The sequence below is a fragment of the Leptospira weilii serovar Ranarum str. ICFT genome (assembly GCF_000332415.1).
Lineage (GTDB): Bacteria > Spirochaetota > Leptospiria > Leptospirales > Leptospiraceae > Leptospira > Leptospira weilii_A.
The window spans coordinates 100,330-115,622 of the sequence record NZ_AOHC02000026.1 but is presented as its reverse complement, the minus strand read 5'-3'; the positions used below and the strand labels follow the sequence as shown (position 1 = coordinate 115,622).

7 protein-coding genes and 4 CRISPR repeat arrays are annotated in these 15,293 nt (G+C 42.9%); all 7 genes read right to left on the bottom strand.

Annotated elements, in window-relative coordinates; all coding sequences use genetic code 11:
- Positions 1-206: 206 nt before the first annotated feature.
- On the bottom strand, positions 207-620 hold the full coding sequence (locus LEP1GSC060_RS08360; protein WP_003001055.1) for a response regulator: 414 nt from the start codon (positions 618-620) through the stop codon (positions 207-209).
- A gap of 24 nt (positions 621-644) precedes the next feature.
- Positions 645-2,489: an ATP-binding protein gene (locus tag LEP1GSC060_RS08355; RefSeq protein ID WP_036095856.1), complete on the bottom strand. Its 1,845-nt coding sequence runs from the start codon at positions 2,487-2,489 to the stop codon at positions 645-647.
- 1,640 nt (positions 2,490-4,129) lie between these two features.
- Positions 4,130-4,525: a CRISPR direct-repeat array (repeat unit 29 nt; unit sequence CGGTTCAACCCCACGTGTGTGGGGAATAG).
- Between the two features lie 666 nt (positions 4,526-5,191).
- Positions 5,192-5,891: direct repeats of the CRISPR family, unit length 29 nt; unit sequence CGGTTCAACCCCACGTGTGTGGGGAATAG.
- Between the two features lie 240 nt (positions 5,892-6,131).
- Positions 6,132-7,492: direct repeats of the CRISPR family, unit length 29 nt; unit sequence CGGTTCAACCCCACGTGTGTGGGGAATAG.
- Between the two features lie 234 nt (positions 7,493-7,726).
- Positions 7,727-9,035: a CRISPR direct-repeat array (repeat unit 29 nt; unit sequence CGGTTCAACCCCACGTGTGTGGGGAATAG).
- Between the two features lie 1,180 nt (positions 9,036-10,215).
- Positions 10,216-11,103 carry a type I-E CRISPR-associated protein Cas6/Cse3/CasE gene (gene cas6e, locus LEP1GSC060_RS08340; protein ID WP_003000880.1) on the bottom strand — a complete coding sequence of 296 codons (888 nt, stop codon included), beginning with the start codon at positions 11,101-11,103 and terminating at the stop codon, positions 10,216-10,218.
- Complete coding sequence (gene cas5e, locus LEP1GSC060_RS08335; RefSeq protein ID WP_003001000.1) at positions 11,094-11,783, bottom strand: type I-E CRISPR-associated protein Cas5/CasD; 690 nt, start codon at positions 11,781-11,783, stop codon at positions 11,094-11,096. Before cas5e ends, cas6e begins: the two co-directional genes overlap by 10 nt.
- A 2-nt stretch (positions 11,784-11,785) precedes the next feature.
- Positions 11,786-13,096, bottom strand: a complete 1,311-nt coding sequence (gene cas7e / locus LEP1GSC060_RS08330; protein ID WP_003000772.1) for a type I-E CRISPR-associated protein Cas7/Cse4/CasC — start codon at positions 13,094-13,096, stop codon at positions 11,786-11,788.
- 20 nt (positions 13,097-13,116) lie between these two features.
- Positions 13,117-13,635, bottom strand: a complete 519-nt coding sequence (gene casB, locus LEP1GSC060_RS08325; protein ID WP_003001109.1) for a type I-E CRISPR-associated protein Cse2/CasB — start codon at positions 13,633-13,635, stop codon at positions 13,117-13,119.
- On the bottom strand, positions 13,628-15,289 hold the full coding sequence (casA, locus tag LEP1GSC060_RS08320; protein WP_003000823.1) for a type I-E CRISPR-associated protein Cse1/CasA: 1,662 nt from the start codon (positions 15,287-15,289) through the stop codon (positions 13,628-13,630). The genes casB and casA overlap by 8 nt, the downstream gene beginning before the upstream one ends.
- Positions 15,290-15,293: the final 4 nt, after the last annotated feature.

Sequence of the window (15,293 nt, the reverse complement as noted above, 5' to 3'; positions counted from 1 at the left end):
ATCGTTTTTATATTTTTTTAAGATCTTTCGTTTTCAAAATCGGAGGTTCGTAGATGGAGAATCCGAGAATATTCTAAAATACGATTGTTTTCTTTTTGAAAATGTGGCTCGAGTAATCGTTGTTATATCCCATAAGAACTCGTTCGGTGGAAAATAATTCCGCGGTATTTTTTGTACCCAAGAACGTTAAGTGATGAAACCGCCACTCAATCGGTCGAATGGTAACAGAGTTTACGGACGACTTTTAATAATTCCTCCGAGTTCCAAGGTTTGTGGAGGACGGCGAACGTCCCCGCTTCTTTTTGAACCTTATCGAAAATTCCCTCTTCGATATGCCCCGTAACGAGGATGGAAGGGATTCCGGGATATTTTTTATGCACCTTGATTAAGAACTCGTCTCCGTTCGTAATCGGCATCAGCCAGTCCGAAACGATTAAGACCACTTTCGTTCCGTTTGAAAACAACTCGTCTATCACTTCCAAACCTTCGATCGCGTCCTGGGCCGTTTCGAAAATAAACTCGTGACCGAGTTTATTTTTCAATTCCTGCACCAATGAAATCAAAATGATCGGTTCGTCGTCCACACAGAGGATCACGTTCGGTTCGTTTGTTAAATCCAATTCCGTATCTTCCCCTAACACGTGTTATGCGGCTCTAAGCCATACGCTGAATTTTGTTCGACCGGGTGCGGATTGGAACTCGATTTTGCCGCCGAAATTTTCGATGATTTTTTTACAAATGTCAAGTCCGAGCCCCATACCTTCTCCGTGTTTTTTGGTCGTAAAAAAAGGATCGAAAATTTTGTCTTGAATCGCTTCCGGAATTCCCGCTCCCGAGTCCGTCCAGGAAACCACGATCCAAGAGTCCCGTTCTTCCGTCGTAATTTCTATTTTTCCCTTGTAGTTCATGGATTGAAGGGCGTTGTTGAGAAGATTGATCCATACTTGATTCAATTTGTCCGCTTCGCCTAAACATCGTTTGTCGGTTCCGTAATTTTTTACGACCTCGATTCCGTAGTGCAATTTATGATGGTACAGTATGAGGATGTTTTCGATTTCGGTCCGAATGTCGACGGCGGAAAGTTCTCCGTCCGTGGTTTCCGTTTCCGGACGCAGATAACTCTTAAGAGCGCTTACGACTCTGGAAGCCTTATCCGTCGCGATTCCAATTACGTTGTTTACTCGAACGATGGTGATAAAGGAAGTTACCGCCGTGAGAATTTCGGCGATTTTTTCCGATTGTAATAAAGGAATCAAATCATCTCCTAATTTGTGTATACCCAGATCCGTTACCGTACGAGAGATCAGGTTCGGATTTTTAATTCCGGACTTTTCCAGATCGGCCGCCAACTCCCGCCAAATTCCTCGATTGGAAAGAATTGAAGATTCGGATATGTGTTTCAAACTTTCTTCCAAGATCGTAGTGAAACGTTCCGAATCTTCCGGGCTTAAACTCGAAAGTAAGGAAGGAACGTTTTTCAATTCGTGATTTACTACTTCCGATACGGTTCTTGAGGACGAAGAAATCGCACCGAGAGGAGTGTTCAACTCGTGGCTGACTCCGGCAGCTAACTGACCTAAGGCGGCTAATTTTTCGGAAAACACAAGCTGATTTTGAGTATCCCGGAGATTTCGCATTAATTTTTCGAGACTATCCACCGCGTTTACGAGATCCTCGTTTGATTTTGCAAGTTCCGCCGTTCTAGTCTTCACTTTTTGTTCCAAGTTTGCATTGAGTTCCAGGATCATGGTTTCGTTTTCTTTGTTTCTCGTATGATTGACGATGAAAATCGTTCCGAGTCCGATCAGAATCGCTACTGTGGAAAATAAGATCATGTCTGCGCCGCTTTCGGTTTTTTTGACCGGCATACCGATTTCGAGAATTCCCCTGACGTCTCCGACCTTCCAATCCTTTTTCGGAGATTCGGGATGTGTGTTGTGACATTGAATACAAGAGGTTTGCATTCGATCCGCAAGCGCGTATCGAACGTAAGGAATCGAATCGATCGTTTGAAACGTGTAGTAGGGAATTTCCGGGTCCTTTTGCAAACGGATCAGGGCTTCTTTTTGAAAATCGTCGAGACCTCCTTTTTTGCCTCGAGTGGGAAACGGATAGTCGCTGTATAACTCGACTCGGATTCCCGCAAATTGATGCGTTAGGTGTTCTCCGAATTCTTTCACGATCGTCGCCGGGAGAGGAATGCTTTTCGGTACGGTTTTGTATTTGTAAGTGACTTCCGTTCCTTCCTGTAACGCTTTGTTTACGATGTTATCCGAATAATAAATCCGAAGCGCCAACATCTGTTCGGCGACGGTTTTTACGTTTCGTATCGCGGTCGTATCCGTATTCTTTTTTTGATAGTAGAAGAGTAAAATTCCGAGGAGAAGGATCAGTAAGATGCAGCCCAAAAGAAAAGGTAGAAAGATACGAGTTTCTATTTTTAGAAAATTAAAGTTCATTCCCAGAAAGAACGGTTTTTTTGAACTCATGATTTCTGCCTATTTTTCTTTTACGATTCGATTCTACGACCGCAAACCAGCGTTTATATCCGATTGATTTCGTTTTAGCTTTTTTGTTAAAACGAATGGAAGTGCGAGTTCCAAAGAACTCTTATCCATTCAATAGACGAATAAAATTCAAAAAATGAATTCGCGTTTCAAGGGGTTAGGGGTTTCAAGTGGCTAGGAGTTAGGGATTAGGGATTAGGTTTTTAAATCAAAATCTATCCTGTTTTCCATCCGACCCTACTGTTTCAAGGGGTTAGGGATTAGGAACTAGGGGGTTAGGTTTTTAAATCAAAATCTATCCTGTTTTCCATCCGACCCACGTGTGTGTTTCAAGGGGTTAGGGATTAGGAATTAGGGGTTAGGTTTTTAAATCAAAATCTATCCTGTTTTCCATCCGACCCCACGTGTGTGGGGAATAGGGAACGTTTAGTTTGTTCTCTCCTATAGAACAACGGTTCAACCCCACGTGTGTGGGGAATAGTGCATAGTTTGGATTTGCAACTTTTCTAATCTCGGTTCAACCCCACGTGTGCGTTTTAGGGATTAGCAATTAGGAATTAGCGGTTAGGTTTTTAAATCAAAATCTATCCTGTTTTCCATCCGACCCCACGTGTGTGGGGAATAGACGTTCGAGTTGTGCGTCTCTAAACGTCGGCTCGGTTCAACCCCACGTGTGTGTTTTAGGGATTAGCAATTAGGAATTAGGGGTTAGGTTTTTAAATCAAAATCCATCCTATTTTCCATCTGACCCTACGTGTGTGGGGAATAGAACGAACCTCGATTTTTTTCGTGAGAGGTTTTCCATCTGACCCCACGTGTGTGGGGAATAGGACGCTTTAAAAATATATCTTTTTTTCGCTCACGGTTCAACCCCACGTGTGTGGGGAATAGGTTCGCTGCGTCGCGGATTAGAACGGACACGGCGGTTCAACCCCACGTGTGTGGGGAATAGGATCCCTCTGGTTTGATTAATTCCTCGGCCATCGGTTCAACCCCACGTGTGCGTTTTAGGGATTAGCAATTAGGAATTAGCGGTTAGGTTTTTAAATCAAAATCTATCCTGTTTTCCATCCGACCCCACGTGTGTGGGGAATAGACGTTCGAGTTGTGCGTCTCTAAACGTCGGCTCGGTTCAACCCCACGTGTGTGTTTCAAGGGGTTAGGGATTAGGAACTAGGGGTTAGGTTTTTAAATCAAAATCCATCCTGTTTTCCATCCGACCCTACGTGTGTGGGGAATAGTTTCACGAGATAGGAGCATAACGCACTTGTCGCGGTTCAACCCCACGTGTGTGTTTTAGGGATTAGCAATTAGGAATTAGCGGTTAGGTTTTTAAATCAAAATCTATCCTGTTTTCCATCCGACCCCACGTGTGTGGGGAATAGTTTTGGAGTGTCCATTTTTATAACCTCTGGGGCGGTTCAACCCCACGTGTGTGGGGAATAGTAGAACAGCAAGCCACAAACGAAGTTGGATTTCGGTTCAACCCCACGTGTGTGGGGAATAGCCCGAGACCATGCGTCTATCAGGTGAACATTTCGGTTCAACCCCACGTGTGCGTTTCAAGGGGTTAGCAATTAGGAATTAGTGGTTAGGTTTTTAAATCAAAATCTATCCTATTTTCCATCTGACCCCACGTGTGTGGGGAATAGGACGCGGTGCAGAGGGATATAACCATTAATCACGGTTCAACCCCACGTGTGTGGGGAATAGAAGATATTACACCCGAACTCGCTGAAGTAATCCGGTTCAACCCCACGTGTGTGGGGAATAGACCGATCGCCTTGATTTCCATCAGGAGCTTGACGGTTCAACCCCACGTGTGTGGGGAATAGCACTCACTAAATTTTTCCTTACAAATACTCGCCGGTTCAACCCCACGTGTGTGGGGAATAGTACGCATGGAACACACAAAGGCGCGTCACGCTCGGTTCAACCCCACGTGTGTGGGGAATAGATCAAACTACTGATAAGAAAACGAAACTTTCTCGGTTCAACCCCACGTGTGTGGGGAATAGCTTGCCGACTCGGATTCGGCTTCCGTTTTATTCGGTTCAACCCCACGTGTGTGTTTCAAGGGATTAGCAATTAGGAATTAGCAGTTAGGTTTTTAAATCAAAATCTATCCTATTTTCCATCTGACCCTACGTGTGTGTTTCAAGGGGTTAGGGATTAGGAACTAGGGGGTTAGGTTTTTAAATCAAAATCTATCCTATTTTCCATCTGACCCCACGGTTTCAAGGGGTTAGGGATTAGGAATTAGGGGTTAGGTTTTTAAATCAAAATCTATCCTGTTTTCCATCCGACCCCACGGTTTCAAGGGGTTAGGGATTAGGAATTAGGGGTTAGGTTTTTAAATCAAAATCTATCCTGTTTTCCATCCGACCCTACGTGTGTGTTTCAAGGGGTTAGGGATTAGGAATTAGGGGTTAGGTTTTTAAATCAAAATCCATCCTGTTTTCCATCCGACCCCACGGTTTCAAGGGGTTAGGGATTAGAAATTAGCGGTTAGGTTTTTAAATCAAAATCTATCCTGTTTTCCATCCGACCCTACGTGTGTGTTTCAAGGGATTAGGGGTTAGGAACTAGGGGTTAGGTTTTTAAATCAAAATCTATCCTATTTTCCATCTGACCCTACGTGTGTGGGGAATAGTTCCTGAATTTGTGGTTTAAGCCAATTTAAGACGGTTCAACCCCACGTGTGTGGGGAATAGTCGACTGGATCTGTAACACCAAAAACACAAGACGGTTCAACCCCACGTGTGTGGGGAATAGGTGCGCTGGATGCGGCGAATGCGGAGATCAAACGGTTCAACCCCACGTGTGTGGGGAATAGGGGCTTCGAAGGCAAACATAAACTAACCTTAGCGGTTCAACCCCACGTGTGTGGGGAATAGCCTATGATCGCACGAGTAGCTTTCCCTTCTACGGTTCAACCCCACGTGTGTGGGGAATAGAATCCGCGGATCGAGCGATTGTTCGGGCAATACGGTTCAACCCCACGTGTGTGGGGAATAGCAAGAAGTGCTCGACAAATCCAAGAACGTGTTCGGTTCAACCCCACGTGTGTGGGGAATAGAGCATGGATATAGAAATAGGAATCCGCGCGAGCGGTTCAACCCCACGTGTGTGGGGAATAGCAATCTTCTTACACAGCCGCAAGGGCAGCATTCGGTTCAACCCCACGTGTGTGGGGAATAGAAGCTCGCCTTTTTGCACGAATTGTGTTATCGCGGTTCAACCCCACGTGTGTGGGGAATAGAATGTCGGCATACTAAAAACGGGTTTACCAGTCGGTTCAACCCCACGTGTGTGGGGAATAGATTTTTGTAACCCTGGGAGGCAACATCAATTGCGGTTCAACCCCACGTGTGTGGGGAATAGCAGATATTCTTCTCCCGATTCGCGCCAACTACGGTTCAACCCCACGTGTACGTTTTAGGGATTAGCAATTAGGAATTAGCGGTTAGGTTTTTAAATCAAAATCTATCCTGTTTTCCATCCGACCCCACGGTTTCAAGGGGTTAGGGGTTAGGTTTTTAAATCAAAATCTATCCTATTTTCCATCTGACCCTACGTGTGTGGGGAATAGTTCCTGAATTTGTGGTTTAAGCCAATTTAATACGGTTCAACCCCCACGTGTGTGGGGAATAGCTATTACGGTGTTTTCTTGTATTTGTTTCAGACGGTTCAACCCCACGTGTGTGGGGAATAGAACGAGGTGAGCTACAGCGCGGAAGGATTTTCGGTTCAACCCCACGTGTGTGGGGAATAGAGGATCAAGTGGAGAGATGTGTAAAAGTCCGTCGGTTCAACCCCACGTGTGTGGGGAAAATAGGAGATAAGATTCGTTATAATTCGATTCAAGAGCGGTTCAACCCCACGTGTGTGGGGAATAGTTCCCGCGATTTCGTGATAAATTTCTTCGGCTCGGTTCAACCCCACGTGTGTGGGGAATAGCGGAGATTGCGCCGGAATCTTTCGCGGCCTTCGCGGTTCAACCCCACGTGTGTGGGGAATAGGGCAAGAACGTAGGCGGCGCTTCGGTTCATTATGGTTCAACCCCACGTGTGTGGGGAATAGTTTTTTAATCTGAGAATCGAGCTTTTTCCACTCGGTTCAACCCCACGTGTGTGGGGAATAGGAATGTTCGCGAACTTTCGTAGGATCACCGTCCGGTTCAACCCCACGTGTGTGGGGAATAGCGCGGGCCGCCTTCCCCGACCGGTTCAACCCCACGTGTGTGGGGAATAGTAAAACTACTTCCCCGTAGAGGACTTCTTCGCCGGTTCAACCCCACGTGTGTGGGGAATAGAAATCTTAGTGAACGTGAAAGAGCCTACGATGCGGTTCAACCCCACGTGTGTGGGGAATAGTAAGATTCACCGGTTCGAATTTGATCGCCCAGCGGTTCAACCCCACGTGTGTGGGGAATAGGCGGACATACGGCGGGCGCGCACGGTAAAAACGGTTCAACCCCACGTGTGTGGGGAATAGACCCGAAGACTTTCGACAATACCTTAAACGAACGGTTCAACCCCACGTGTGTGGGGAATAGTAACCAGTCCGGCCTCCCGGACTGACAAATCTCGGTTCAACCCCACGTGTGTGGGGAATAGGATTTCCTCACCACCTACTCCCAGAAATTCATCGGTTCAACCCCACGTGTGTGGGGAATAGTCTGGATTGCTGATGCAAGAGCTTGCAAGGTTCGGTTCAACCCCACGTGTGTGGGGAATAGCTAACGGAACGATTTATTTTATCGTAACAAAACGGTTCAACCCCACGTGTGTGGGGAATAGAAATGTCTGATACCGCGAATAGTGCAGGTTCACGGTTCAACCCCACGTGTGTGGGGAATAGTGATAGATTGCAATCCATTCGGAAGCATGTTTCGGTTCAACCCCACGTGTGTGGGGAATAGTGAAAAAGATAAACGTTTTGACCGGATGTTTCCGGTTCAACCCCACGTGTGTGGGGAATAGTAGGAAAAACCGGCAAAATTTTGTCATTCTGTCGGTTCAACCCCACGTGTGCGTTTTAGGGATTAGCAATTAGGAATTAGCGGTTAGGTTTTTAAATCAAAATCTATCCTGTTTTCCATCCGACCCCACGTGTGTGGGGAATAGTTTTCGACTTCCGATCTGGACATCCCCATAGTCGGTTCAACCCCACGTGTGGGGAATAGCCGGTTATCCAAGTGACCTCTACGCAGATCGTCGGTTCAACCCCACGTGGGTGGGGAATAGTTGTTGGAATAATCAGAATCGGCTTTTTTCCCGGTTCAACCCCACGTGTGTGGGGAATAGGAGGAAACAAAACAAGAACAGTCTTCTTCGATCGGTTCAACCCCACGTGTGTGGGGAATAGGAATAATCTGTGAAGCGCGCCGCGGTTTGATTTGGTTCAACCCCACGTGTGTGGGGAATAGCAGAATGGGTCTGGTTGGAAAATTCCCCACTGCGGTTCAACCCCACGTGTGTGGGGAATAGCAGAAAGGTTTGGTCAAAAATACGCAATCTGCCGGTTCAACCCCACGTGTGTGGGGAATAGTATTAACTATCGAACGGGGGTAAAAATTGGCACGGTTCAACCCCACGTGTGTGGGGAATAGGATCTCGGAGAAGGTGTTACTCGCATAGGATCCGGTTCAACCCCACGTGTGTGGGGAATAGTCAGACCCGCAGTTCGGAGCGGATTCAAATCACGGTTCAACCCCACGTGTGTGGGGAATAGTCGCAGCATCGTGAGCACTGCGGCGCCATTGGCGGTTCAACCCCACGTGTGTGGGGAATAGAACTTCCGAAACTTGGTTTCGGATCATTTGGACGGTTCAACCCCACGTGTGTGGGGAATAGAACGAGGTGAGCTACAGCGCGGAAGGATTTTCGGTTCAACCCCACGTGTGTGGGGAATAGTTGTGACCAATCCGATACGCACGGTTATTGTCCGGTTCAACCCCACGTGTGTGGGGAATAGTCTTTTAGGAGTATGATCATATTCCCCCCACTCGGTTCAACCCCACGTGTGTGGGGAATAGGCGCCCGTGAAAATGTCCACGCCATTCAAAACCGGTTCAACCCCACGTGTGTGGGGAATAGGCTTTCTGACAGCGAGTGCGACAACGGCAAATCGGTTCAACCCCACGTGTGTGGGGAATAGTTTTTATTCGACTGTTTGGAAGAATCAGCGTTCGGTTCAACCCCACGTGTGTGGGGAATAGTTCCTAAAATGAATCGAAAAGGTCCTATAATACGGTTCAACCCCACGTGTGTGGGGAATAGAACATCCTCATTCGGTCCGAAGCAAGCCGGATCGGTTCAACCCCACGTGTGTGGGGAATAGAATCGTTGGGTTATAATGCAAGGCGAAAACCACGGTTCAACCCCACGTGTGTGGGGAATAGTTCTAAGTTTACTTTTCGTTTCTGCATTTGGTCGGTTCAACCCCACGTGTGTGGGGAATAGGAGGTCAACTCTGATACTCAATCGTCTGAGAACGGTTCAACCCCACGTGTGTGGGGAATAGGCTAAAGACTTGTATAGTAAAATTGAATATTATGTCTAAGGAATATTGTCGTTTGATCCATTTTCCTTAGGAATGATTTTGTTTTTCGCAAAAAAAAATCGAAGTTTAGGAAGGGACAAGCGCCGTTATCGGGTTCCAAATCAAAACATACTTCGTTTCCCCGGTCCAAACAAGGAGCATCGACTGTCCAAAATTCTTTTAATACCCAATATGTAATGTTGGTTCCCGGACCTAATAAAAGAAGACGATTGTCTACCGAATTGGATAATTCTTGGAGATTTCGGTTTCGCATAACATGTATAAAATCGGGACTGAGAGATCGGAATATTAGAAAAAAATGTATTTCAAAATCGTTTTTATTTTTCAGAGATAATTCGAAAATTTCATCTTCGGATAAAATTTAACTCCGCCAAACAAACTTGCTTTTACTTTTTTACAAATCGAACCATAGGATTCATTTGGCAAAATATTAAATTAACGTGAATTCGGTATAAGAAAGTTTGGGCGAATCCGGCCTTGGCAGGCCGGACCGCGCTTTCAGCTATAGTCAATAAATTGCATGAAAGAAACGTTATACGATATATCGTCTTCAGTTTCAATTTATTGACTCCGCTTCAATCGCTTTCGCATTGGTTACGCAGAATTCAAGTTAAATTAAAAAATTATAATTTTCTACTTTGAAAGAGATAAAAATGAAATGTTCAAATTGCAACAAGATACAATCGACTATTATCTCAATTCTTACTTACGAAAAAAAACCGAATTTCTGTGTTCGGAATGTTAAATCCAAAGAATGCCGCAGCTAAACGATATTGCAAAAATTGACAAACAATTAACCGCATTACAAAAACAAGAAAACGAATTCGAGGAAATAGTACAAGTTTCCGAGGAGCCGGATCTAAGCCGATTCGGCACCGTGTCTTCGATGATGTTTACCCCTAAAAAACGATTGGATTCAATTCAACCAATTCATAAAAATCCAATAGATCAAAAGCAAAAACGATTCGATTCGTTTACCAAAAGAGAAAAGTTCATTTATCAACGGAACTACGGGAGGAAAATTATGAACTCGCCTCTAAACTACACGCCCCGTTGAATCCATTGGAAAATCAGAGTCTGCCCTAAAACTCAAAACAATCGCAGCGATTCTGATAAAATCGGATAATTTTGAAACAAGCTCTTAGACTCTCGCCAAAAGTAACATCCCGCAACCGAACGCCTTACCCGAACCGATCCCTTGGGCGTAGGCTCTTTTAAAGTCGCCCGGATTTGTGACTCGTAAAACGCCCGAAAAAGCGACCGTATGAATTTTGATATCGTGTATGATTCCGGCTTCGTCTTTTTTTTGCGTTATCTGAAACCGCGAAATTTCTTGACCGTGGGTAAACGCCGAATTCCAATAATCGGTTTCTCCCTTTTGATTTTTGACTTCAGTCTGAATGAGTTCGAAACCGGCGCTATAGTCCGCCGAGCGCGGATTGTTTCCCTGTCTTTTCAGCCATTCGATCTGCTCTTGTTCCTCATAAATTCCTACTTTTTTCATATTTTTTAACTGTTTCTTTTTCTTTTCCAAACGGAATGAGTCTTTCTTTTCTTGAGGAAGTGCGGCGACCAATTCTTCTAATTTTCTCTTACCTACCATATATTCCTTATGTTTGGCTCGGGAATATTCTTTGGGATAATCTTTGAGTTCCTCTTCAAAAAGCGCCCGATAGTTGAGAATTTTTTTAGTAGGATTTGCAATCAGAGAAAAACGGAAAATCGCACCTTCTTGAATAAAAGAATTCGGATCAATATTATCTTTTACTTGCGGAATACCTAATAAAACCGGTCGATCTGCAAACGCGTCGTTCCAGTCGGGTTTTATTTTAGAAAATACTAATATTCTAGGTTGGATCGACGTTTCATTTCGATTCAGATCGAATCTGTACAAAAAAGGGGCTTCTTGTTTTTGTGCCGGGTCGCTCGGGAAAGCTTTCCATAAATCTTTATGTACATTATAAGGGTTTCGGAGCCAGTCGGCGGTTTTTCGGGATTTGACGTTCAGCTCGAGTTTGGTCAGGAACATTTAGGTAGATCTCCTAATTTTTTAGAATCAAATTGCACGTATCTGGAAGCGAACTTTCTTTCGGCAAAAGAAGATATTAATTGATCCATCCTAATTGAGCCTTCCATTGTTTTCGCCTCTAACACATAACGAAATCTTTCCGGGATTTTAATTTTGTCTTTTTCATCACTCTCGATCGTTGGTAAATAGGGATATGCCGCCAATGCTTCTTCCAGTGATTTATTTTTGACCAAGCCATCTTTTAAATAAACTCCGGGTGAAGGCACAAATGCTTTTCTGCCTAAAGATAAAGTCCATACAGGATTTAAGAAAGAATGATGAATCTTTTCTAGTAAACTATCGTCTCCTTCCAAGCCGACTAAAAACATAGCATCGGCCAGATAATACCTCTTAGTCACAGCCGTACTATGAATTTTAGATTCGTCGGCGGAAATGATTTCTTGTGCCGTATGATAATCATAGCGCAGGATGCCCGGTTTATCAATACGAACCCCCATTCGTAATTTGGTAAGAGGTTCTAAATTTTTTTCCCAATCCGTTCTTTCAATACCTAACGACGCACTGACTAATCCAAGAACGCCGGACTTGGAAGGTTCTAAGTCCGTGTCTCTTTCATCAAAACGACTTCGTGTTCCCCAGGATTGTAAGGGACCGGCAAGTCTCAATAGAAGTGTCGACATTCTTATCCTCTTATATTTTTCTTAACTTCTGCAATGGTCTGTTGGATTAGATGATCAAGACTATCTACCGATGTCCCCACTTTTGATTTTGTATCATCGGCTAAATTGAGAATAAATGTTTTGCCTGCTTGCCCGTAAGCTTTGTCGAGTTTTTCCCACTTAGTTTCAAACCTGTTAATAGAGACCTCCGTTAAAGACTTATCCGTTAAATCGTTTTTCCCAATCGGTTTTTCAAAAGCATTAGCCAAATTTCGCGGATCGGCATTTTGACGAACGGTAAACACAACGTAGTCCGGATCATTATGCGCTGCGAATGTGTTTTGTTTGCCCGTAGGCTTTGATTTAACGAAAGCTTTTAGAAATGCTTCGATACCTCGAATCGGAAGGTCGTCGTCTTTTTCGTGGTTGAGATTGTAGAATAATTTATCGATATCAAGCGACGAATAACGGTAATAACACGATGAATTGAATTCGACCGTACCCATCATACCTGCGCCGCTGTCGTCTTGATTCAATTCATCGACTGCCGTAAAAAAATCAAACTCTCTTTTAATTGCGTTAGTTGAAATAGCGTGAGACACCTGGCAGGCCGCATTGTCTCGATCCGCATTCTCCGGTTTCAGTTCGGCAAGCATTCTACCAAAAAGGGCTATATCCACCGATCTTCTTGCCGATCCAATTACTTTACTAAATTCTTTCTTAATTTCAGCCGGGACTTCGGTTTTTCCCGCGTCTTTCTTTTTTTTCTTTAATTCTTCTTGTAACTCTTTTAAATCTTTTTTTAGTTTTTCTTTCTCTTTTTCATCTTCCGCATTTTCGCTTTCTTTTTTAATATCTTCAATTCTTTCTTCTACTTCTTGAATTTCATTCATAGCTTTTAGTTTTGTTTCGGAAGCAAACTCGGTCAATTGATCCTTATTTTCGTTACAAATCCTTGCAAATTCCCGGCCTTCGTTTTGAGAAATAAAAACAAGAGTTTTCGAAAGGTGGGGTTTTTTAGGATCGGATTTTAGAATACAATTAATCGCAAGTTGACCCATCGGAATCGCTTCTTCCCGCTTAAAAGAATAATTATCTACCAGACAGTCTTCAACGATTTTGGAAAGTCTTTTCGTTCGGGTAGCAAGTTCTTCCTTAGATAATAACTGAAACTCGCTTATATATTTTCTAACCGATCTTTTCCAAGATTGACTGCTTACTCGCCCTCGGAGGAATTCTCCGAACATTGTGTCCTTCGGTGCGCCCGTATCGTCCCTATTCAAATTTGCCGGTGCAAAGTTTTGTAATATATGAATCTCTAATAAATTTTTCATTCTCATCTCCTTTGATTATCTTATGATTCTGATTTTGTCATTGAAAAGTTTTTGTAAAAACTTCTACTCCATTTTTGTTGAACCCATTTATCCGTCCGGTTCCAATACTTGACGTGGTACAACAGTAAAGTCCAGTTGATTGATTTTCCCTTGAGTAGAGAAATCATTTGTCGAAGTCTATAAGCTAATTCTTCTTCGTCGCTCTCTAAAAGGTTAATGAATCTTTGTTCGATACTTTTGGATTCGTCGTTTTCTTTATACAGCTGAAAGATTGTAGCGCCTAAATTCCGTTTGGTTGAGAGGCTACCGTCTTCAATCTTGTGAAGTGCAAAAAGGCCGGCTACTAGGTAGTAAGCTTTTCTTTTCCATTCTCCTAAATTTTCAACAGCCCATTCAACGTAAGGATACGACTTCGGATAAGTAGTCAAATCGTAGGAAAGACTTCTTCTCAGTTCAGCCATTGCCTTTGTGTTTTCTTCGGAAAGCTTTTGTAACACTTTGATAAATTTTATTTCATTTTCAAATTTTTCCTCAGACATTTTCTTCTCCATTGATTAATTTGCTTAGATACAAACAATGTATGTCGATTGTTCGTTGGGCGATTGCTATCGCTTTCATCGAATCGACGTTAATACCAATGCTATCGCAAGTTTTTTGCCAAGAGATATTGACCGTCTCGATAAGTTTTTGTAACCACCAGTTTTCATTGTCCTCAGGAGTTAAATGGGTGAACTGCGAAAGGAAAGTTGAGAATTGAGATTCTAGCGTAGACCAATAAGTTATCGTAGATGGAAGTTTTTGGATAGTCGCTCTTAATTTAGTTATGAGCGGTTGTTCTTTAGGAGGCGGAGGATTTGATACTTTCTTCCATAAAAGATTTTTTTTATTTTCTTTTTCATCTTTTAATAAAGGCTCAGTTAATATCAATAAATCAAAGGTTGCCTTTTTAAGAAAGGAGAACGTTTTTTCCGAATCTATTAATATTTTATTGAGAGATTCGACATATCTGCGGTTCTTTATGATTATATTTGATATATTATAATGTTCGCTTCTGTATAATTCAATTTTTCCTTTATTTGAAACTTGACCATAAAATGATAATTTTATAGGTTCTTTACTTTGTATATCCGATACCAACTCGGATGAATGGTTTAATACTTTTGAGACTAAATCGCCGTTATTCGCTTGAGGGAGAATGGAGTTAAAGTCCCTCCATAACGCCTTATCTTTATTTAGGTTAATACTTATTAACCCTTTCTTAATGCTTTTTTTATAGGAAACCATCGGATCAAAGAGAATGTTCGTTTCTCTGTTAATTGAAATTCCGGAAGCATACAAAATATTTTTAATTATGATTCGATCATCGACTTTTTCAGGTAGGACTTTTATAGAACGGCTTATCCAAGTATATAAATTTGTGAATCCAAGAATGGATTCTTTGGCTCCCTGACAATCCTCTTTCTCTTCTCCTTTTTTTCCTTTTGTTATTGTGACTTTTCCTTTCATATATTTTAAATTCATTTTTTGACTATCTCGTTCCCAAACAGGCGTATCAATGTCCGCTTCTTTGTTATTGTAAGTCACAAGGTTTAGACAAAAGGTCTCATGTAAATCCTTTCCTTTAGAAATCATAATTGCGGAAGTAGCGGAAGGTGCGCTACCCTGAGAATATTGTATTTTACGGATGAGACCGCCTAAAGTGAAGTTCTGATGTTCTAAAATTTTCTTAACGATTAACGAGGGGGAGGCTATTTCTTCGCATTCCGCAAAATTCTTTCTATTATTATGATTATATAATGTACTCGTCGAACCGCTTCCGGATTCGGCGGTAAGAATGTGCCAATGTTTCATAAACTCATTCGGTAAATCCGCAACCTGATAGAACGGATACTTCGGATGAAACAAATCAAATCGATCTTTCCACTTTTCGAGATAGTCTAGGATTTCTTTTTCAGGAAATCCGTTTTCGAACCAATTTACATTTTGACTCACTTCCGTGGGACCTTTTAAGGCTCGGTGTAAAACGGCTAGCAGGAATCGGTATAACGAGGCGACAACCAAAGGAGAAGGATCTTCAATTTTTTTATAGTCCCTCGCTTTTAGAAGAGCGTCGGTTAAACTGACTTCTTTGATATCGCCGGATACTGTTTTTACTGGAATCCATTTTTCAGTGATTAGATTAAAGCTGAACATGAGT